The organism is Pseudomonas sp. R3.Fl, from assembly GCF_023516765.1.
In the GTDB taxonomy this organism is placed as follows: domain Bacteria; phylum Pseudomonadota; class Gammaproteobacteria; order Pseudomonadales; family Pseudomonadaceae; genus Pseudomonas; species Pseudomonas citronellolis.
Genome location: NZ_JAMGSO010000001.1, coordinates 1974118 through 1994303, shown reverse-complemented (window position 1 = coordinate 1994303; position 20186 = coordinate 1974118). Strand labels below are relative to the sequence as shown.

The following is a 20186-nucleotide window of genomic DNA, read 5'->3' as shown; positions in this document are numbered from 1 at the left end:
CTCAGGCGCCCTCGTTCAGCGCCACCATGGCCTCGCGCGCCCAGCGCGCGGTCACGCGCTGCCCCGGCTGGTGGGCCACGGCGGCGGCGTCCCACTGGCTGTTGGCCTGGCTCAGGCAGAGGTTCTGGCCGTTGTCCAGGCGGATTTCGTAGCGGGTGGCGGCGCCCTGGTACTGGATGTCGTGCAGCAGGCCGCTGATCTCCAGGTCGCCGGCGCCGCGCTCGCCGCTGGCGAAGCGGATGTGCTCGGGGCGGATGGAGAACGGCTGGGTGTTGCCGGTGAGGCTCTGGGCGAGGTCGCCGCGCAGCACGTTGGAGGTGCCGACGAACTCGGCGACGAAGGGCGTGGCCGGCTGCATGTACAGGTTGCGCGGGGTGTCGACCTGCTCGATGCGGCCCTTGTTGAACACCGCCACGCGGTCGGACATCGACAGCGCTTCGCTCTGGTCGTGGGTGACGAAGATGAAGGTGATGCCCAGCTGGCGCTGCAGCTTCTTCAGCTCGCTCTGCATCTGCTCGCGCAGCTTCAGGTCCAGCGCGCCCAGGGGTTCGTCCAGCAGCAGCACGCGCGGGCGGTTGACCAGGGCGCGGGCCAGGGCCACCCGCTGGCGCTGGCCGCCGGAGAGCTGCACCGGCTTGCGGCTGCCGTAGCCGCCGAGGGCGACCATGCCCAGGGCTTCCTCGGCGCGCTTGAGGCGCTCGGCCTTGCCCACGCCTTTCACCTTCAGGCCGTAGGCGACGTTCTCCAGCACGTTCATGTGCGGGAACAGCGCGTAGTCCTGGAACACGGTATTCACGTCGCGCTGGTACGGCGGCAGGCCGGCGGCCTCCTGGCCATGGATGCGGATGGAGCCGGAGGAGGGCTGTTCGAAACCGGCGATCAGGCGCAGGCAGGTGGTCTTGCCCGAGCCCGAGGGGCCGAGCATGGAGAAGAACTCGCCGTCCTTGATGTCGATGGACACCCGGTCAACGGCTTTCACCTCGCCGAACTGGCGGGAGACCTGGGTGAATTGAACAGCGGGGGTGGTCATGGGGCACGCTCCAGGGGCAGGAATTCGGCGTGCGAAGGCCCTGCCCGGAAAAATCGGGTGAATCAGAAACGGATGTCGGGAAAGCGGGACGTAGGATGGGTTGAGCGAAGCGATACCCATCGATGTGGCATCGCTCCGGGGTGATGGGTTTCGCGGAGCTCAACCCATCCTACGAATGTCCCTACGGCGCTGGCTTAGCGGCCGCCCATGATCGCGATGTAGTCCTGGGTCCAGCGGCTGTAGGGCACGAACTTGCCGCCCTCGGCCTGCGGGGTCTTCCAGAAGGCGATCCTGGCGAACTGGTCGAAGCCGTTGGTGGCGCAGCCTTCGGCGCCCAGCAGCTCGCTGGCCTTGCAGCCTTCCGGCGCGGCCGGCACCGAGCCGAACCAGGCGGCGACGTCGCCCTGCACCTTGGGCTCCAGCGACCAGTTCATCCACTTGTAGGCGCAGTTCGGGTGCGCGGCCTCGGCGTGCAGCATGGTGGTGTCGGCCCAGCCGGTGACGCCTTCCTTCGGGAACACGGTGGCGATCGGCTGCTTCTCGCCCTTCAGCGCGTTGGCCTGGTACGGCCAGGAGCTGGAGGCGGCCACGCCTTCGTTCTTGAAGTCGCTCATCTGCACGGTCGCGTCGTGCCAGTAGCGGTGGATCAGCGAATGCTGCTTGCGCAGCAGGTCGAGCACGGCGCTGTACTGCGCCTCGGTCAGCTGGTACGGGTCCTGGATGCTCAGTTCCGGCTGGGTGCTCTTCAGGTACAGCGCGGCGTCGGCGATGTAGATCGGGCCGTCGTAGGCCTGCACGCGGCCCTTGTTCGGCTTGCCGTCGGGCAGGTCCTGCGCCTGGAACACCACGCTCCAGCTGTCCGGCGCCTTGGGGAAGACCTTGGTGTTGTACATCAGCACGTTCGGGCCCCACTGGTACGGGGTGCCGTAGGTCTTGCCGTTGACGGTGTACCAGGGCGCGTCCTTCAGGCGCGCGTCGACGTTCTTCCAGTTGGGGATCAGCTCGGGGTTGATCGGCTGCACGCGCTTGCCGTAGATCAGCCGCAGCGAGGCGTCGCCGGAGGCGGTGACCAGGTCGTAGCCGCCCTTGGCCATCAGGCTGACCATTTCGTCGGAGGTGGCGGCGGTCTTCACGTTGACCTGGCAGCCGGTGTCCTTCTCGAACTGGGTGACCCAGTCGTAGGCCTTGTCGGATTGGCCGCGTTCGATGTAGCCCGGCCAGGCGATGATGTCCAGGCGGCCTTCACCGGCGCCGACCGCCTTGATGGCGTCGGCGGCCTGTACGCCGGCGCTGGCCAGCAGGGCGGTGGTGATGGCGCTGAACAGTGCTGTCTTGCGCATGCGATGTCTCCCTCGTTTGTTGTCTCTATTGGTGGGGCAGTGTCAATCGAGCAACGGCCCTCGCGCGGCGTACCGCCGGGGCATTTCTTATGTACCGGCGGGCGGGCCCGCCGGGGCGTTCAATCCAAGCGGTCGCCGTGGCGGGCCATGATGTGGCGCACCACGCTGTAGTCCTGCAGCGAGTCGCTGGACAGGTCCTTGCCGTAGCCCGAGCGCTTGAGGCCGCCGTGGGGCATCTCGCTGGCGAGCATGAAATGGGTGTTGATCCAGGTGCAGCCGTACTGCAGGCGGTTGGCGATCTGGAAGGCCTTGTCCAGGTTCTGCGTCCACACCGAGGAGGCCAGGCCGTATTCGGAGTCGTTGGCCCAGTCCACCGCCTGTTCCAGTTGCTCGAAGCGCGTCACCGTGACCACCGGGCCGAACACCTCGCGCTGGACGATCTCGTCCTGCTGCTTGCAGCCGGCCAGCAGCGTGGGCTGGTAGTAGAAGCCGGGGCCGGAGTGCACGGCGGCGCCGGTCACGCGCTCGATGTGCGGTTGGCCCAGGGCGCGTTCGACGAAGCTGGCCACGCGGTCGCGCTGGCGGGCGCTGATCAGCGGGCCGATCTCGTTGTCCTGATCGCGCTTGCGGGCGAAGCGGATGCTCGCCACCGCCTCGCCCAGCTCGGCCACCAGGCGGTCGTGGATGCCGGCCTGGGCGTAGATGCGGCAGGCGGCGGTGCAGTCCTGCCCGGCGTTGTAGTAGCCGTGGGTGCGCACGCCCTGGACGACCGCCTCGATATCGGCGTCGTTGCAGACGATGACCGGCGCCTTGCCGCCCAGCTCCAGGTGGGTGCGCTTCAGGGTGCGCGCGGCGGCCTGGAGAATCTTCTGCCCGGTGACGATATCGCCGGTCAGCGAGACCATGCGCACCCGCGGGTGGCCGACCAGGTGGCTGCCGACGTTCTCGCCGCCGCCGCAGACGATGTTGAGCACGCCCGGCGGGAGGATGTCCGCCAGCGCCGGGGCCAGCGCCAGGATCGACAGCGGGGTGTGCTCGGAAGGCTTGAACACCAGGGTGTTGCCGGCGGCCAGGGCCGGGGCGATCTTCCATGCGGCCATCATCAGCGGGTAGTTCCAGGGCGCGATGGAGGCCACCACGCCCACCGGGTCGCGGCGCACCATGCTGGTGTGCCCGGGCACGTACTCGCCGGCCAACTGGCCCTGCTGGCAGCGCACGGCGCCGGCGAAGAAGCGGAACACGTCGGCGGTGGCGGGGATGTCGTCCTGCCGCGCCAGGTGCAGCGGCTTGCCGCAGTTCAGGGCTTCCAGGCGGGCGAGGGCGTCGGCGCGCTTGTCGATGGCGTCGGCGATGGCCAGCAGCGCGGCGGAGCGCTGCGCCGGGGTGGTCCGCGACCAGGCCGGGAAGGCGCGCTGGGCGGCGTCGATGGCCTGTTCGATCTGCTCGGGAGAGGCATCGGCGACCGAGACCAGGGTTTCGCCGCTGGCGGGGTTGAGGATCGCCTCGGCGAGGCCCTGGCTGGGCGTCAGCTGACCGTCGATCAGCAGCTCGGTGTACAGGGTCGGGGTGCTCGCCAGGGCGTTCATCTTCGCGGCTCTTTTCTTCTCGGTCTTGTTTTCGGGGGCCATGGGTTGCTCCGGTGGGTTGCCCGGAACTGGCCCTTTTGTATGAAGCCAGAGACTAGATTCCGGACCTGAGGTCGACAAATTCTAAATACTGAAAGTGGCATTCGATTAAATCGAATGCTGCTAGATGGAAGGCCGCTTGGCGTTGGGCTGTTCGCGGGCCACGGTGAGGAACGGGTCCACCAGCGCCGGCCGCGCCGTGCCGCGGCGCCAGGCCAGGCCGACGTCCAGCGGCTCGCCCAGGTCCACCAGCGGGCGCGCCTCGATGATGTCGCCCTCGAGCGACCAGGGGCGGTAGGTCATGTCCGGTTGGATCGACAGGCCGAGGCCGGCGGCCACCAGGCTCCGCACGGCCTCCACCGAGGCGGTGCGCAGCGTCACCTGCGGCACCAGCCCGGCGCGCGACCAGATGCGCTGGGTGTGCAGGCCCATCTCGTCGGCGTTGAGCTGGATCAGCGGCTCCCCGGCGACGTCCGCCAGGCCGATGCTGTCGCGCTCCAGCAGCGGGTGCTGGGCTGGCAGCCAGAGGCGGTGCGGCGAGTGGGTGAGCACCTCGGTCTGCAGGGCGTGGCGGTCCTCCAGGTTGGAGAGGATCAGCACGCCGACGTCGATCTCGCCGCTCACCAGCAGGTGCTCTATATAAGGCCGCTCGTCCTCCACCACGCGCGTCTGCACGTTGGGGTAGGCGCGCTGGAAGCGGGTGATCAGGTCGGCCAGGTAGTAGCCGGCGACCAGGCTGGTCACGCCGATGGTCAGGCTGCCGGCGACCTTGTCGGTGCTCTGCTGCAGGCTGCGCTTGGCGTTCTCCACCGTGGCCAGGATCAGGTGTGCCTGGCGCAGGAACTGGTGGCCCTGGTGGGTGAGCGTCATGCCCTTGGCGTGGCGCTCGAACAGGCGCACGCCGATTTCCTCCTCCAGTTGCTGGATGGCCAGGGTCAGGGTGGACTGGGAAATGAACACCGCCTGGGCGGCGGCGGAGATCGAGCCGGTCTCGGCGACGGCGATGAAATGGCGGATCTGGCGCAGGGTCATCATGGGTGGCGGGCCATGGCTTTTGTGCTTTATCGAAAATCTATAGGAGCATTCTTTTAAATCGAATGAAAGCACCCGCCCAACCTGCCTGCTCTTCGTAGGAGCGAGCTTGCTCGCGAACGGATTCCGCCGCGGGGATCATTCGCGAGCCGCGGCGATGGGTGTCGTTTCGCTCAACCCATCCTACGACGACGTTCTCCTGCACCTGTAGGAGCGGGCCCCGCCCGCGATTCGCCCGGCCCAGCAATATCCCGAAGCACTCTGCGCCTGCGTACCCACGGGAGCGGGCGCTAGAGTCGAGGTTTCCCTCAACCGACCCAGGAGACCGCCATGAACACCCGTGGCCTGCTCGACCAACTGCTCAAATCCGGCCAGGAACTCCTGCAGAACAAGGGCCTCGCCCAGAGCGGCGGCCAGCCCGGCCAGGCCCAGGGCAAGGGCGGCCTGGACCTTGGCAGCCTGCTCTCCGGCGCCGGTGGCGGCGCCCTGGCCGCCGGCGCGCTGGGCCTGCTGCTGGGCAGCAAGAAGGCGCGGAAGATGGGCGGCAAGGTCGTCACCTACGGTGGCCTGGCCGCCCTCGGGGTGATCGCCTACAAGGCCTACGGCAACTGGCAGCGCCAGCAGGCCAGCGCGCCGCGCGGCGAGCCGCAGACGGTGGACCGCCTGCCGCCGGTGGAAGCCGAGGCCCACAGCCACGCCATCCTCCGCGCCCTGGTGGCGGCGGCCAAGGCCGACGGCCACATCGACGCCCGCGAGCGGCAACTGATCGACGGCGAGATCGCCAAGCTCACCGGCGACCTGGAACTGCAGGGCTGGCTCGACCGCGAACTGGCCAAGCCGCTGGACCCGCGGGAAGTGGCGGGGGCCGCGCAGAGCGAGGAAATGGCCGCCGAGATGTACCTGGCCAGCCTGCTGATGGTCGACGAGGAGAACTACATGGAGCGCGCCTACCTCGACGAACTGGCCCGCCAGCTGAGCCTCGACCCGGGCCTCAAGGCCGAGCTGGAAGCCCAGGCGCAGAAGGCCCTGCAGGCACTGCCGGCCTGATTCTCAGCGCGCCCCTGAATAGTCCCGGACGGCATTGGCGGAATCCGCCACCGGGACTATCGTTGCCTGACCGCAACCACGCCGAGGGCGCTGCCATGAACACCACGGATCTGCTGGAACAACTGCTGCGGGCCGGCCAGGGCGCGCAGGCGCAACAGGGCGGCGGAGGCGGCCTGGGTGGCCTTGGCGGGTTGCTTGGCGGCCTGCTCGGCGGAGCCGCCGGCGGTGGCGCAGCGGCCGGAGGCCTGGGCGGCCTCGGCGGCGTGCTGGGCAGCATGCTCGGCGGCGGCGCCCCGGCCAGCCAGGGCCGCTCCAGCGGCGGCGGGGTCAACTACGCCATGCTCGCCTCCCTGGGCATGATGGCCTTCCAGGCCTACCAGAACTGGCAACGACAACAGGCGGCCGCCGCGCCGCAACAGGCGCCGACCACCGTCGACCAGCTCTCTGGCGACGAAGCCGAAGCCCACAGCCATGCCATCCTCATCGCCCTGATCGCCGCGGCCAAGGCCGACGGCCGCATCGACGACAAGGAAAAGCAGGCGATCTACGCCGAAATCTCTCGCCACGCCGGCGAACCGGAACTGCAGGCCTGGCTCGACAACGAGGTGCAGAAACCCCTCGAAGCCGCCGACGTGGCTCAGGCCGCGCAAGGCGACCCGGGCAAGGCCGCGGAGATGTACCTGGCCAGCGTGATGCTGGTGGACGACCAGCAGGAAAGCGAGCGCAACTACCTGGACGAACTGGCCTACCAGCTGCAGCTCGACCCGGAACTGCAGGCGCACCTGGAACAGCAGGCCAAGACCGGCGGTGAAGTAGCCTGAAACAACTTCGCGCGGCCCTGGGCCGCGCATTCGCACAGGCACATGGTCGAAGGGACGCAATCAATCCGGACGAATGTATCCTGCGTTCGCCCTTCAACCGGCAAGGAGGCGTCATGCCCTTCACCCGTTTCACCCTCTCCACCGCGCTGCTGCTCAGCGCCACCGCCACCCTGGCCAACGCCGCCAAACTCGAAGACGTGGCGCCCTATCCCAAGGCCGAAGACGGCTTCGTGCGGCAGGTCATCCACCTGCCGCAGCAAGCTCACGAAGAGAACTTCAAGGTCGAAGTCCTGGCCGGCAAGACCCTGACCGTCGACTGCAACCGTCAACGCCTGGGCGGCAGCCTGGAAGAAAAGACCCTGGAGGGCTGGGGCTACCCCTACTACCGCCTGGACAAGGTCGGCGGCCCGGCCAGCACCCTGATGGCCTGCCCGCAAGGTGCCAGCAAGAAGGACTTCGTACCGGTGGTCGGCGACGGCTTCCTGCTGCGCTACAACAGCAAGCTGCCGATCGTGATCTACGCGCCGAAAGACATCGAAGTCCGCTACCGCATCTGGTCCGCCTCGGACAAGGTCGAACACGCCCGCGCCGAGTAAGCCCCCCGACCAAGCCCATGCGTCCTCGTAGGAGCGGGCCCTGCCCGCGAAATCGCGCGCAGGGCGCGCTCCTACATGGGAATGGCGCGGGTGTGGCAGCGTAGGAGCGGATCTTATCCGCGATCCTGCTGACAGGGCCGGCACTCGGCCGGGCAGGGCGATGGGTATCGCTTCGCTCCACCCATCCTACGAAGAGCGCCACGGTTCGGCCTGCGATGCAGTTCGCCTGGACTCACTTAACGTCAACGCCAGGGTTGCCGCACAATACGCGGCCCGCAGCAGGCCAACAGGGAGCGTTCTGTGCAAAGAATCCTGATCATCGGCTCCGGTGGCAGCGGCAAGAGCACCTTGTCCGCCACCCTTGGCCAGCGCCTGGCGCTACCGGTCATCCACATGGACGCGCTGTACTGGCAGCCCGGCTGGCAAGAGCCGGAAAAACCGGACTGGCAGGCTCGCGTACAGGCGCTCTGCCTGGGCGAGCGCTGGGTGATGGACGGCAACTACTCCGGCACCCTGGCGCAGCGCCTTGCCGCCTGCGACACCGTGATCTTCCTCGACCTGCCACCGTTGCTCTGCCTGTGGCGCGCCCTATGGCGCGGCTTCCGCTACCGCGGCCGAGTCCGCCCGGATATGGCCGAAGGCTGCCCCGAACAACTGCCCGACCCGGCATTCCTGAACTGGATCTGGAACTACCCCAAGCGCAGCCGCCCCAAGGTGATGGAATTGCTGGATGCGCACCGGCAGGGGCGGCGCATCATCCATCTGCGCTCGCGACGTGAGGTCAGGCAGTTTCTCCGAGAGTTGGACTGGAGTCCGTCTGCGACAGCGGAACACAACTTCTGAGTGCAGAGACCTAAATCGCCAGCACCTCACTGGTAGGAGCGAGCTTGCTCGCGAAGGAGGCTCGCCGGCGACTCTGGTGTTTTCAGTTGAATCCGTCCCCTCTCCCCAGCCCTCGGCTACGCGCCCCGCCCTGAAGGGAGAGGGGGCTTGTCCGTGCCAGTGGGGAAGGATGGCTTCAGCCGGAACCACTATCGTGGCCGGCTAACACTATGATGTCCAACCCTGCCCAACAGTCCCCTCTCCCTTCAGGGAGAGGGTTAGGGAGAGGGCGCTCTCATGCCTGGCACCGACATGACCGGGAAACTCTGTTCGCGAGCAAGCTCGCTCCTACAAAAGCGTCCAACCGCCCAGGCCACGGAGTGCCGACCTCAGCCCAAGCGCATCGTCTGCGCCAACTCCGGCAACGGCACCCAAACCTGCCCCTGCCAATCCAGCACGCTCAACTGCTGTTGCTCCCAACGCAGCAACCGCCGCTGCGGCACCTCACCCAGCGCAGGCTCAGCCACATCCCGTAGGCTCGGCACCACCGAATTGCTGATCCATTGGCGAATGCCACGGTTCTCCGGATGGTGGAAAAGAATCAGCACGGCATACACCGCGGACTCGCTCAGCAACTCCACCTCTTCGGCCAAGCCGTTGTCATTGCGCAGCATGGCGCGACGCAACTGATCCGGATCGAGATTGCGCGCCAGGCGATCCTGCAGAAAGGCATTCATCAACTTGCCCAGGTCGTGCACGACGAACCAGGGCTGGCCTTCGATCAGCAGGGCGCGGAGGCGGCGTTTGTGGCGGTAGAAGTGGGTGGGAATGAGCTGGGGCTGGACAGACGTCGTGGAAATGGAAATAGACATGGATGTTGCGTCCTTTCAGATACGCTCCATGCTGACGGGCATGTATTCCGCCGTGAGGGTGTGTTCAGCACCATGAGAGGAATTTACGTTTTTAGATTGAGGGCGGCAATGCGTTAAGACCCAGGTTGGGATAGTTGAAGGATGATGGCTATTGGCTATTCTTGGGTTTGGCCTCGGCCAGCAGCGGTATTACCTGCCTGTTTGATGGATGTACTAGAGACAACTTGTTAAGGCGGAAGATATGACCGATAGAAGACCCATCAACCCTAATGTGAACGTCCCTAAACCTGGCGGTGGAGAGCAGCCACGCTCCAGGAACAACGACGGCCAGATTCGCGAGAAGCGTAGCGACGCTGGAAAGTCTAGAAAGAAATAACTGCTTAATATCGGCGGAACATCAGTCTTGCGGCTGATGTTCCGCCAGCTTTGTTCCTCCGGGGAGGCCTGTTATCATTCCAGTCTTCGGCTCCCCCATCAACACGCCCTGCTCCCGCTCACACAACCCCACCAGAAAATCCCAAACCAACCTCAGTCGCACCGACCGGTGCAACTCCCGCCGCGTACACATCCAGTACTCCCGCTCGATGAATTCCTCCGGCAGCACCGGCACCAGCAGCGGGTCGTGCAGGCCCATGAACTGCGGGAGGATGGCCAGGCCGACGCCGGCCTGGGCGGCTTGTTGCTGGGCCACCACGCTGGTGCTGCGGAACACCACCTGGGGGTGGCGGCAGAAGCTGTGGTGGAACATCAGTTCCTGGCTGAACAGCAGGTCGTCCACGTAGCCGATCCACTGGTGCTTGCACAGGTCGTCGCGGTCGCGCAGGGGCGGGGCCTTTTCCAGGTAGGCGGGGCTGGCGAACAGGCTCAGGCGGTAGCGCGTCAGGCGGCGGCTGATCACCAGGTCGGCGTTGGGCCTTTCCAGGGTGATGGCGATGTCCGCCTCGCGGTTGGTGATGCTGACGAAGCGCGGCACCGACACCAGTTCCAGCTCGAGGCCCGGGTACTGGCGCATCAGTTCGCCCAGGCGCGGGGCGAGGAACATGGTGCCCAGGCCCTCGGTCACGCCCAGGCGCACCTGGCCCAGGGGGCTGATGCTCTGGCTCATTTCTTCCTGGGCGAGCAGGGCGGTGTTCTCCATGGCCTCGGCGTGCCTGAGCAGCGCCAGGCCCGCCGGGGTCAGCTGGTAGCCGCCGGTGTGCTGGGCGAACAGCTGGGTGCCCAGGTCGCGCTCGATGTTTTCGATGTGCCGGGCCACGGTGGCGTGGGTGGTGTTCAGCTTGCGCGCGGTGGCCAGCAGGCGGCCGCTGCGGTGCAGTTCGAGGAAGTAGCGCAGGTCGTTCCAGTCGAACATGGCGGGCTCCGTTGTTAGAAAACGATCAGCAGCTGACTCGAAATGTTCGTTTTTTTATCGCGAATGAGCGGCTAGCCTCAAGCGACGCATCGATAAGAACAACAAGAGGTCAGCCCATGCCCCAGGCACTGGACGCTTTCGACTACCTGATCGTAGGGGCCGGCCCCGCCGGTTGCCTGCTGGCCAACCGGCTGTCCGCCGACCCGGCCAACCGTGTGCTGCTGATCGAAGCCGGCGGCCCGGACAACTACCCCTGGATCCACATCCCCGTCGGCTACCTCTACTGCATCGGCAACCCGCGCACCGACTGGTGCTTCGATACCGAGTCCGTTCCCGGCCTCAACGGCCGCGCCATCAAGTACCCCCGCGGCCGCGTGCTCGGCGGCTGCTCGTCGATCAACGGCATGATCTACATGCGCGGCCAGGCCCGCGACTACGACGGCTGGGCCGCCGAGGGCAACCCCGGCTGGGGCTGGAACGACCTGCTGCCGCTGTTCCTCGGCATGGAGGACCACTTCGCCGGCGACAGCGCCATCCACCACGGCGGCGGCGAATGGCGGGTGGAGCAGCAGCGGCTGTCCTGGGAAATCCTCGATGCCTTCCGCGAGGCGGCGGCGCAGACCGGCATCGCTTCGGTGGACGACTTCAACGGCGGCGACAACGAAGGCTGCGGCTACTTCCAGGTGAACCAGCGCGGCGGCGTGCGCTGGAATGCTTCCAAGGCCTTCCTGCGCCCGGTCGAGCAGCGCCCGAACCTGCTGGTGCTGACGAATGTCGAGGCGCAGCAACTGATCCTCGAAGACGGCCGCGCCAAAGGATTGGTGGTGGACTGGCAGGGCGCCCGCCGCGAACTGCGGGCGCGCCGCGAGGTGATCCTGTGCGCCGGCGCCATCGGCTCGCCGACCCTGCTGCAGCGTTCGGGCATCGGCCCGCGGCCCTTGCTGGAGCAACTGGGCATCGGTGTGCGCCACGAGCTGGCCGGCGTCGGCGAGAACCTGCAGGACCACCTGCAGCTGCGGCTGATCTACCGCATCCAGGGCACCCGCACGCTGAACCGCATCGCCGCCACGCCCTGGGGCAAGGTCGGCATGGGCCTGGAGTACCTGTTCAAGCGCAGCGGCCCGCTGTCCATGGCGCCGAGCCAACTGGGCGCCTTCGCCAAGTCCGACCCCGGCCAGGCCTCGGCCAACCTCGAATACCACGTGCAGCCGCTGTCGCTGGAGCGCTTCGGCGAGCCGCTGCACGCCTTCCCGGCCTTCACCGCCTCGGTGTGCGACCTGCGTCCGCAAAGCCGCGGCAGCGTGCGCATCCGCAGTACCGACCCGCGCGCCAAGCCGCTGATCCAGCCCAACTACCTGAGCCACCCGGAAGACCTCAAGGTAGCCGCCGACGCCATCCGCCTGACCCGCCGCATCGCCGCCGCGCCGGCCCTGGCGCGCTTCCACCCGGAGGAATACAAGCCCGGCCCGGACTTCCACAGCGAGGAAGACCTGCACCGCGCCGCGGCGGACATCGGCACCACCATCTTCCACCCCGCCGGCACCTGCCGCATGGGCAGCGGGCCGAATGCCGTGGTCGATAGCCAGCTGCGCGTGCACGGCATCCCCGGCCTGCGCATCGCCGACGCTTCGATCATGCCCAGCCTGACTTCCGGCAACAGCTGCTCGCCGGTGCTGGTGATCGCCGAGAAGGCGGCGCGGATGATTCTGGCCGAACCCTCGCGGCAGGCGGAGGTCATCCCTATCAGCGGTCGGGAGGAGAAGGCCCTGTCCTGACGGCCACCCCGGCGGGACGAACACGAGGTTCGACAGCAGACAGCGTCGCGCGGCCCCCGGGCCGTGGCGGTCGAGGCTGAAACAACAATAAGAGCCCCCACGAGGGGCAGGAGAGCCGTAATGACCGATCTAGCACAGCCCCAGTCGTTCGAACGGGGGCGCTCCAGCAGCCGCGAAGAGCGCAAGGTGATCTTCGCTTCCTCGCTCGGCACCGTGTTCGAGTGGTACGACTTCTTCCTCTACGGATCGCTGGCAGCGGTCATCAGCAAGCAGTTCTTCGCCGGCGTCAACGACACCACCGCTTTCATCTTCGCCCTGCTGGCCTTCGCCGCCGGCTTCCTGGTGCGGCCCTTCGGCGCCCTGGTGTTCGGCCGCCTGGGCGACATGATCGGGCGCAAGTACACCTTCCTAGCCACCATCCTGCTGATGGGCCTGTCGACCTTCTGCGTCGGCCTGCTGCCGTCCTACGCCAGCATCGGCGTGGCCGCGCCGATCATCCTCATCGCTCTGCGCCTGCTGCAGGGCCTGGCCCTGGGCGGCGAATACGGCGGCGCGGCCATCTACGTCGCCGAGCACGCCCCGGCCAACAAGCGCGGCGCCTACACCAGCTGGATCCAGTGCACCGCCACCGCCGGCCTGCTGCTGTCGCTGCTGGTGATCTGGGGCTGCCGCCAGGCCACCGGCGGGGCCTTCGAGACCTGGGGCTGGCGCCTGCCGTTCCTGATTTCCATCGTGCTGCTGGGCATTTCCACCTGGATTCGCCTGTCCATGCAGGAGTCGCCGGCATTCCTGAAGATGAAGGCCGAGGGCAAGATCAGCAAGTCGCCGCTGAAGGAGTCCTTCACCCGCTGGAGCAACCTGAAGATCGTGCTGATCGCCCTGTTCAGCATCAACGCCGGCCAGGCGGTGACCTTCTACGCCGCGCAGTTCTACGTGATGTTCTTCCTCACCCAGGTGCTCAAGGTCGACCCGGGGCTGTCCAACGTGCTGCTGATCATCTCCCTGGTGATAGGCGCGCCGCTGTTCGTGCTGGCCGGCTGGGTGTCCGACAAGGTCGGGCGCAAGCCGGTGCTGGTGGTCGGCCTGCTACTGGCGACGGTGTTCTACTTCCCGCTGTTCAAGGCCCTGACCCACTACGCCAACCCGCAGATCGACCAGGCCTCGCGCCAGGCGCCGGTGGTGGTGATGGCCGACCCGGCCACCTGCACCTTCCAGTTCGACCCGGTGGGCAAGGCCAAATTCGACAGCCCCTGCGACAAGGCCAAGACCCTGCTGGTGAAGGGCGGCGTGCCCTACAGCACCCAGGCCGCACCGGCCGGCAGCGAGCTGGTGGTAAGCGTGGGCGAGAAGCGCATCGAAGGCTTCGACGCCGCCGCCCTGGGCGCCGCGGTGAAGGAAGCCGGCTACCCGACCCAGGCCGACGCCTCGCTGGTGAACCGGCCGATGGTGATCGCCATCATCGTGGCGCTGATCTTCATCGCCACCTGCTGCTACGGCCCGCTGGCGGCGCTGATGGTCGAGCTGTTCCCGACGCGCATCCGCTACACCTCGCTGTCGCTGCCGTACCACATCGGCAACGGCTGGTTCGGCGGCCTGCTGCCGACCATCTCCTTCGCCCTGGTGGTGTACACCGGCAACATCTTCTACGGCCTCTGGTATCCGGTGCTGATCACCGGCGTGAGCCTGGTGTGCTCGCTGCTGTTCCTGCGCGAGACGCGGCATAACGACATCCATGCCGATTGAACCTGGCGCTGCCGGGGGCTTTTCGTAGGAGCGAGCTTGCTCGCGAACGGTGCTTTCCGGCGGCAACTGTGTCTCAGGTTGACTCCGCTCCCTCTCCCCAACCCTCTCCCTGAAGGGAGAGGGGGCTGTCCGGCGCGCTCGGGAAAGTTCGGTGTCAACCTGTAGGAGCGGACTCTGTCCGCGATTCGGCGGATAACGCCGTAGGCGTTATGCGCCCTACGTCCAGCCGGGGCCATCGCCGGCAGGTGTGTTCAGAACAACTCCATCTGCCGATCGACCAGCCGCGCGAAGTCATCGCCGACGAAGGGCAGGATGGCGTCGGCCACCGGTTGCAGCTGGCGCGTCAGGTAGTGCTCGTAGTCGATGGCCGCGCGGCGGTTTTCCAGGGGCTCGGGGCCGGCGGTGGTGATCAGGTAGCTGATCCAGCCGCCGTGCTGGTATTGCCGCGGGCGGCCCTGGCTCTGGTTGTAGTCGTCGGCGGCGCGGGCTGCGCGCACGTGGGGCGGGACGTTGCGTTCGTAGTCGTCCAGGCGCCGGCGCAGGCGCTTGCGGTAGACCAGCAGGTCGTCCAGCTCGCCGGCCAGGGTGCGGCGCACGTAGTCGCGCACGTAGTCCTGGTAGGGCTGGCGGCGGAAGATGCGTTCGTACAGCTCCTGCTGGAAGCGCTGGGCCAGCGGCGACCAATCGGTGCGCACCGTCTCCAGGCCCTTGAAGACCATTTCCTCGTTGCCATCGGCGCGTCGTACCAGGCCGGCGTAGCGCTTCTTGCTGCCTTCCTCGGCGCCGCGCACGGTGGGCATCAGGAAGCGCTGGTAGTGGGTTTCGTACTGCAGCTCCAGGGCGCTTTCCAGGCCGTAGGTTTCGCGCAGATTTTCCTTCCACCACTGGTTGATGTGTTGCACCAGGGCGCGGCCGATGCGCTCGGCGTCCGCTTCGGCGTGGGCGCCGCCGAGCCAGACGAAGGTGGAGTCGGTGTCGCCGTAGATCACCTGGTGGCCCTGCGCTTCGATCAGCTCGCGGGTGCGGCGCATGATCTGGTGCCCGCGCATGGTGATGGACGAGGCCAGGCGCGGGTCGAAGAAGCGGCAGCCGCTGGAGCCGAGCACGCCGTAGAAGGCGTTCATGATGATCTTCAGCGCCTGGGACAGCGGCTTGTTGCCCTCGCGCTTGGCCGCCTCGCGGCCCTGCCACACGCGCTCGACGATGGCCGGCAGGCAGTGCCGATTGCGCGAGAAGCGGGCGCCGCGGAAGCCTTCCACCGAGTGCTCGTCGTCCGGCTGGCGCAGGCCTTCCACCAGGCCCACCGGGTCGATCAGGAAGCTGCGGATGATCGACGGGTACAGGCTCTTGTAGTCCAGCACCAGCACCGATTCGTACAGCCCAGGGCGCGAGTCCATGACGAAGCCGCCGGGGCTGGCCTCCGGCGGCTTGCCGCCGAGGTTGGGGGCGACGAAGCCGAGGCGGTGCATGGCCGGCAGGTACAGGTGGGTGAAGGCCGCCACCGAGCCGCCGCTGCGGTCGGCGGGCAGGCCGGTGACGCTGGCGCGTTCGAGCAGGAAGTGCAGCAGCTCGGTCTTGGCGAAGATGCGCGTGACCAGCTCGCAGTCCTTGAGGTTGTAGTGGGCCAGGGCCGGTTTGTCCTCGGCGAACTTGCGGTCGATCTCGGCCATGCGGTCGTAGGGGTTGTCGATCGCCTTGCCTTCGCCCAGCAGCGTCTGCGCCACGCTTTCCAGGCTGAAGGAGGGGAAGCTCCAGGTGGCCGAGCGCAGCGCCTCGATGCCGTCGATGATCAGCCGCCCGGCGGCCGCGGCGAAGTAGTGGTTGCTGCCGCTGCCGTGCTGGCGCCAGTGCATCTCGTCTCCGTCGCGGCCCAGGCGCAGGGGGATCTTCAGGCGCTGGGCGTGCTCGCGCAGCACGCGCAGGTCGAACTGCACCAGGTTCCAGCCGATGATGGCGTCGGGGTCGTGCTCGGCCAGCCACTGGTTGAGGCTTTCCAGCAGTTCGCCGCGGCTGTCGCGGTAGGCCAGGTCGAAGTCCAGCCAGCTGGCGTCGCCGTTGGCCGGGCCAAGCATGTACACCTGGCGCTGGCCGCAGCCTTCCAGTGCGATGGAATAGAGGTTGCCGTGGATGTCGGTCTCGATGTCCAGGGACACCAGCTTCAGCTGCGGCCGATAGTCCGGCGCCGGCTTGAGCACGGCCTCGCACAGCACGCCCTCGGCATCGGCCTCGCCATCGAAGCTCACCGGGGCGGTGATGAAGCGCTCCATCAGGTAGCGCTCCGGCGGACGGATGTCGGCCTCCAGCACTTCGATGCCGGCCGCGCGCAGGCGCTTGTCCAGGTCCATCAGCTGGCGGTGCTGGCGGCAGTACAAGCCCAGCACCGGGCGCTGCTCGAAGTCGCGCAGCTGCAGCGGGCGCAGTTCCACACCGGCCTCACCCTGCAGCAGGCGCTGCGCCGCCTCGCGCTGGGCGGCGGGGAGGAAGGCCACCGAGGTCTGCGGCGGCAGGCGCACCCGGCGCGGGCCGGCGTCGGTGGCCAGCCAGAACTCCACCTCGGTGCCGGCGGGCGTGTCGCGCCAGTGCCGGGTGAGGACGAAGCCGTGTTGTGCTGCCACCGGTAACCCCTGGGAAGAATCTTTCAGACGCTCATTCTACCCGGGGCGCCGGACGCGCGCCCGGCCGCCTCTGGACGAGCGGCCTAAGGTTGGCGGCGGTAGCGGCCGATAAGTGGGGGTCATTCCACCCGCCGGTACCCTGTTCGTCATGCCTCACTCCCCCTTCTCCCTGGAAAACCACTACCGCAAGGCCGACCGCATCATGTTCGGCGTGCTCTGGCTGATGTTCGCCTACTCGCTCGCTCTGGCCGCCTGGCACGACACCTGGGGGCAGGCGCTGCTGATCGGCGGCGGCACGCTGGCGGCCATGCACGGCCTGTACCCGCTGATCGGCGGCCGGCGCCTGATGCGCTGCTGCATGGGCATCGCCTTCATGGCCTTCGCCGCCCTGCAGATCAACCAGAGCGGCGGGATCATCGAGATGCACTTCGGCATCTTCGTGCTGCTGGCGATCCTGGTGTTCTACCGCGACTGGCTGCCCATCGTGGTCGCCGCCAGCTTCATCGCCGTCCACCACCTGGCCTTCTTCGCTCTGCAGCAGGGCGGCAGCGGGTTGTGGGTGGCGCCCCAGGGCACCTGGCCGATCATCTTCCTGCACGCTTTCTACGTGGTGCTGGAAAGCTCGATCCTGGTCTACCTGGCCATCCAGTCCCACGCCGAGGCCCGTGGCGCCATGGGCCTGCTGGCTTCGGTCAGCCGCCTGACCGAAAGCGACGTGGTCGACCTCAGCTACCGCAGCCCGGTGTCCGGCGCCATGAACTCGCGCCTCAACCGCTTCCTCGCGCGGCTGGACGAACTGGTCGCCGTAGTCCTGCGCGATGCCCTGGGGCTGAACGAACTGGCCCAGCAGCTGGCCAGCACCACCCAGACGCTGCGCGACGGCGCCCGGCGCCAACTGGGCGAGACCGCGCACATGTCCGGCGCCATGCGCCAGATGGGCAGCACCATCGAGGGCGTGGCGGCCAATGCCGGCGAGGCTGCGCAGACCGCCCTGCGCATCAACCAGGAGGCGCGCGACGGCAGCGAGCTGATGCGCGAGAGCCTGGAGGAGATCGGCCGCCTCGCCAGCCAGATCGACGACAGCGACCGCCAGGTCCAGGACCTGGACGCCCAGGCCCAGCAGATCGGCCGGGTGGTGGAAGTCATCCGCGGCATCGCCGAACAGACCAACCTGCTGGCGCTCAACGCCGCCATCGAGGCCGCGCGGGCCGGCGAGCAGGGCCGCGGCTTCGCCGTGGTGGCCGACGAGGTGCGCAACCTGGCGCAGAAGACCGCGCTGTCCACCCGCGAGATCCAGGAAGTGATCGGCCGCCTGCAAAGTGGCAGTCGCGCCGCGGCCCAGGCCATGTCGAGCAGCCGGGAGAACGTCGAGCAGTGCGTGTCGCGCAGCCGGCGCACCAGCGAACTGCTCCTGCGCATGACCGAGGGCATCGCCAGCATCAGCCAGATGAACCAGCTCATCGCTGTGGCCACCCAGGAGCAGAGTTCCGTCAGCGAGGAGGTCATCCTCCACCTGCAGGACGTGCAGGGTGTGGCCGAGCACAACGACAGCGATGCCCAGTCCCTGGAGCGCGAGGGCTCGCGCCTGCAGGAGCTGAGCGGGCGCCTGCAGCGCCTGACCGAGCGCTTCCAGGTCACCCGCTGAGGCGCTACGGGCGGTTCTCTTTTGCGTCGATCCTGTCCAGAATGGCCGCCCCTTTTTCCAGCCCCGACGCCATGAACGCACAAGCCCTCGACGTACTTCTGCAACAGCTGCTGGCCGCCCTGGAGGCACCGCCCGCCGAGGTTCGCCGCCTGTTCCATGGCCGCGGCCGGCGCTGGCCGGGGCTGGAGCATGTGACCGCGGACTGGCTGCAGGGCGTGCTGCTGGTGTCGCTGTTCCGCGAGCCGGGCGAAGCCGAACTGGCGGCGCTGGAGCGCCTGCTGCTGGGCCTTTGCGAGTCGCCGCAATGGCGCGCCAGTGGCGCCGAGGCACTGCTGCTGCAGCACCGCTACCGCCCGGACAGCACCATGCAGGCCCTGTTCGGCGAGGTGCCGGAGGAGCGCGTGGTCAGCGAGAACGGCCTGCGCTACCTGCTGGACCTGGGGCGCAAGCAGAACAACGGCCTGTTCCTTGACATGCGCCTGGGCCGCCAGTGGGTGCAGGCCCGGGCCGCCGGGCAGCGGGTGCTCAACCTGTTCGCCTACACCTGCGGCTTCTCGGTGGCCGCCATCGCCGGCGGCGCCGAGCACGTGGTCAACCTGGACATGGCGCGTGCCGCGCTGAGCCGCGGGCGCGACAACCACCGGCTGAACGGCCACGACCTGTCGCGGGTGGAGTTCCTCGGCCACGAGCTGTTCAAGTCCTGGGGCAAGGTGAAGAAGTCCGGGCCCTACGACCTGGTGATCATCGACCCGCCGTCGTTCCAGAAGGGCAGCTTCGCCCTCGGCAAGGACTACCCGCGCATCCTGCGCCGCCTGCCCGAGCTGCTGGCGCCCGGCGGCCGGGTGCTGGCCTGCGTCAACGATCCGTCCGTGAGCCCGGCCTTCCTCATCCAGGGCATGGCGGCCGAGGCGCCGGAACTGGCCTTCGTCGAGCGCCTGGACAACCCGCCGGAGTTCGCCGACGTCGATGAGGATGCGGCGCTCAAGGCGCTGGTGTTCGCCCGTCCGGGCTCGGTGTAACACCTGGCACACAATCTGCTCCGCATCGGCCATGGCACGGAAAACGCCGGTTTTCCGTCACCCCCCTGGCCACGGAGCGAATCCCATGCGCTTTTCCTGCAACGGTTGCGGCAAGTGCTGCCATGACCACCACGTACCCCTGACCCTCGACGAATCCCGCGACTGGGTGGCCGACGGCGGCAGCCTGATCGTCCTGCTGGAAGCGGTGCTGGACGACGGCGCCGGGCTGCCGGAGGGGCAGCGCGAACACGTGCTGCGCCGCTCGCTGCCGGTCCGCTGCGGCAGCACCCAGGCGCACCTGGCGATCACCTTCGCCGCCTTCAACCAGGGCGCCTGCCGCCACCTGGGCAGCGACATGCGCTGCGGCATCTACGAGCGGCGGCCGCTGGTGTGCCGCATCTATCCCATGGAGATCAACCCGCACATCCCGCTGCGCGCGGAGGCCAAGGACTGCCCGCCGCAGGTCTGGGACGAGGGCCCGGAGCTGATCGTCGGCGGACGCCTGGTGGACACCGAACTGGCGGCGCTGGTCGAGCGCTCGCGCCAGGCCGACCGCGAGGAGATCGCCGCCAAGGCGGCCATCTGCGAGCGCCTGGGCATCAGCGTCTCGGCGCTCAAGGGCGACGGCTTCACCGCCTACCTGCCGCAGCGCAAGGCCTTCCTGGCGGCCCTGGACGCGGTGCGCGCGCAGACGCCGGCCAGCTCCGCGGCGGACTGGCAGCTGCATGTCTCCAGCGATGACCTGGCCCGCCAACTGGAGGAAACCGGGGCGATGATCGCCGCCCTGCTGGCCGACGACTGCGCCTTCATTCCCCTGCGCGCGGCCTGATGGGGGAGGGGATGGTCGGGTAGT

General features: G+C 67.9%; 16 protein-coding genes. 9 read left to right on the top strand and 7 right to left on the bottom strand.

Annotated elements, in window-relative coordinates:
- Position 1: 1 nt before the first annotated feature.
- The 4 genes from M8R19_RS08470 to M8R19_RS08455 form a co-directional block, all read right to left on the bottom strand.
- Positions 2 to 1030, bottom strand: coding sequence for an ABC transporter ATP-binding protein (locus tag M8R19_RS08470; protein WP_249917565.1), 1029 nt, complete (start codon positions 1028 to 1030; stop codon positions 2 to 4).
- A gap of 194 nt (positions 1031 to 1224) precedes the next feature.
- Entirely contained in the window at positions 1225 to 2370 is a 1146-nt protein-coding gene (ydcS, locus tag M8R19_RS08465; protein WP_249917564.1) for a putative ABC transporter substrate-binding protein YdcS, read from the bottom strand.
- Positions 2371 to 2489: 119 nt separating this feature from the next.
- The gene (locus M8R19_RS08460) at positions 2490 to 3998 is read right to left on the bottom strand and encodes a gamma-aminobutyraldehyde dehydrogenase (protein WP_249917563.1); all 1509 of its coding nucleotides are present in this window, start codon (positions 3996 to 3998) and stop codon (positions 2490 to 2492) included.
- A gap of 120 nt (positions 3999 to 4118) precedes the next feature.
- Entirely contained in the window at positions 4119 to 5030 is a 912-nt protein-coding gene (locus M8R19_RS08455) for a LysR family transcriptional regulator (protein WP_009616507.1), read from the bottom strand.
- Positions 5031 to 5357: 327 nt separating this feature from the next.
- Here M8R19_RS08455 and M8R19_RS08450 point away from each other — a divergent pair, with 327 nt between their 5' ends.
- The 4 genes from M8R19_RS08450 (at position 5358) to M8R19_RS08435 (ending at position 8334) form a co-directional block, all read left to right on the top strand.
- Complete coding sequence (locus M8R19_RS08450) at positions 5358 to 6074, top strand: tellurite resistance TerB family protein (protein WP_249917562.1); 717 nt, start codon at positions 5358 to 5360, stop codon at positions 6072 to 6074.
- Positions 6075 to 6169: 95 nt separating this feature from the next.
- Positions 6170 to 6895 (top strand): DUF533 domain-containing protein, encoded by a 726-nt coding sequence (locus tag M8R19_RS08445; RefSeq protein ID WP_249917561.1) that lies wholly within the window; start codon positions 6170 to 6172, stop codon positions 6893 to 6895.
- A gap of 113 nt (positions 6896 to 7008) precedes the next feature.
- On the top strand, positions 7009 to 7491 hold the full coding sequence (gene eco, locus M8R19_RS08440) for a serine protease inhibitor ecotin (protein ID WP_058487278.1): 483 nt from the start codon (positions 7009 to 7011) through the stop codon (positions 7489 to 7491).
- A 300-nt stretch (positions 7492 to 7791) separates the two neighbouring features.
- Entirely contained in the window at positions 7792 to 8334 is a 543-nt protein-coding gene (locus M8R19_RS08435; protein ID WP_249917560.1) for a P-loop NTPase family protein, read from the top strand.
- Positions 8335 to 8702: 368 nt separating this feature from the next.
- On the opposite strand, the gene M8R19_RS08430 is transcribed toward M8R19_RS08435, so the two are convergent.
- Entirely contained in the window at positions 8703 to 9185 is a 483-nt protein-coding gene (locus M8R19_RS08430; RefSeq protein ID WP_249917559.1) for a BRO-N domain-containing protein, read from the bottom strand.
- Positions 9186 to 9582: 397 nt separating this feature from the next.
- Complete coding sequence (locus tag M8R19_RS08425; protein ID WP_249917558.1) at positions 9583 to 10536, bottom strand: LysR family transcriptional regulator; 954 nt, start codon at positions 10534 to 10536, stop codon at positions 9583 to 9585.
- A 116-nt stretch (positions 10537 to 10652) separates the two neighbouring features.
- On the opposite strand from M8R19_RS08425, the gene M8R19_RS08420 reads away from it, so the two are divergent.
- Both M8R19_RS08420 and M8R19_RS08415 read left to right on the top strand, forming a co-directional pair.
- A complete protein-coding gene (locus tag M8R19_RS08420; protein WP_249917557.1) occupies positions 10653 to 12311 on the top strand; it encodes a GMC family oxidoreductase in 1659 nt (552 codons plus the stop codon).
- A 120-nt stretch (positions 12312 to 12431) separates the two neighbouring features.
- Complete coding sequence (locus M8R19_RS08415) at positions 12432 to 14054, top strand: MFS transporter (protein ID WP_249917556.1); 1623 nt, start codon at positions 12432 to 12434, stop codon at positions 14052 to 14054.
- Positions 14055 to 14305: 251 nt separating this feature from the next.
- Here M8R19_RS08415 and M8R19_RS08410 read toward each other — a convergent pair whose 3' ends face one another.
- Positions 14306 to 16669 carry a DNA polymerase II gene (locus M8R19_RS08410; RefSeq protein ID WP_249917555.1) on the bottom strand — a complete coding sequence of 788 codons (2364 nt, stop codon included), beginning with the start codon at positions 16667 to 16669 and terminating at the stop codon, positions 14306 to 14308.
- A 148-nt stretch (positions 16670 to 16817) separates the two neighbouring features.
- Between M8R19_RS08410 and M8R19_RS08405 the strand changes: the two genes are divergently transcribed.
- The 3 genes from M8R19_RS08405 (at position 16818) to M8R19_RS08395 (ending at position 20162) form a co-directional block, all read left to right on the top strand.
- A complete protein-coding gene (locus M8R19_RS08405) occupies positions 16818 to 18314 on the top strand; it encodes a methyl-accepting chemotaxis protein (protein WP_074986346.1) in 1497 nt (498 codons plus the stop codon).
- 71 nt (positions 18315 to 18385) lie between these two features.
- Positions 18386 to 19333, top strand: a complete 948-nt coding sequence (locus M8R19_RS08400; protein ID WP_249917554.1) for a class I SAM-dependent methyltransferase — start codon at positions 18386 to 18388, stop codon at positions 19331 to 19333.
- Between the two features lie 85 nt (positions 19334 to 19418).
- A complete protein-coding gene (locus M8R19_RS08395) occupies positions 19419 to 20162 on the top strand; it encodes a YkgJ family cysteine cluster protein (protein ID WP_249917553.1) in 744 nt (247 codons plus the stop codon).
- The last annotated feature ends 24 nt before the right edge of the window (positions 20163 to 20186 follow it).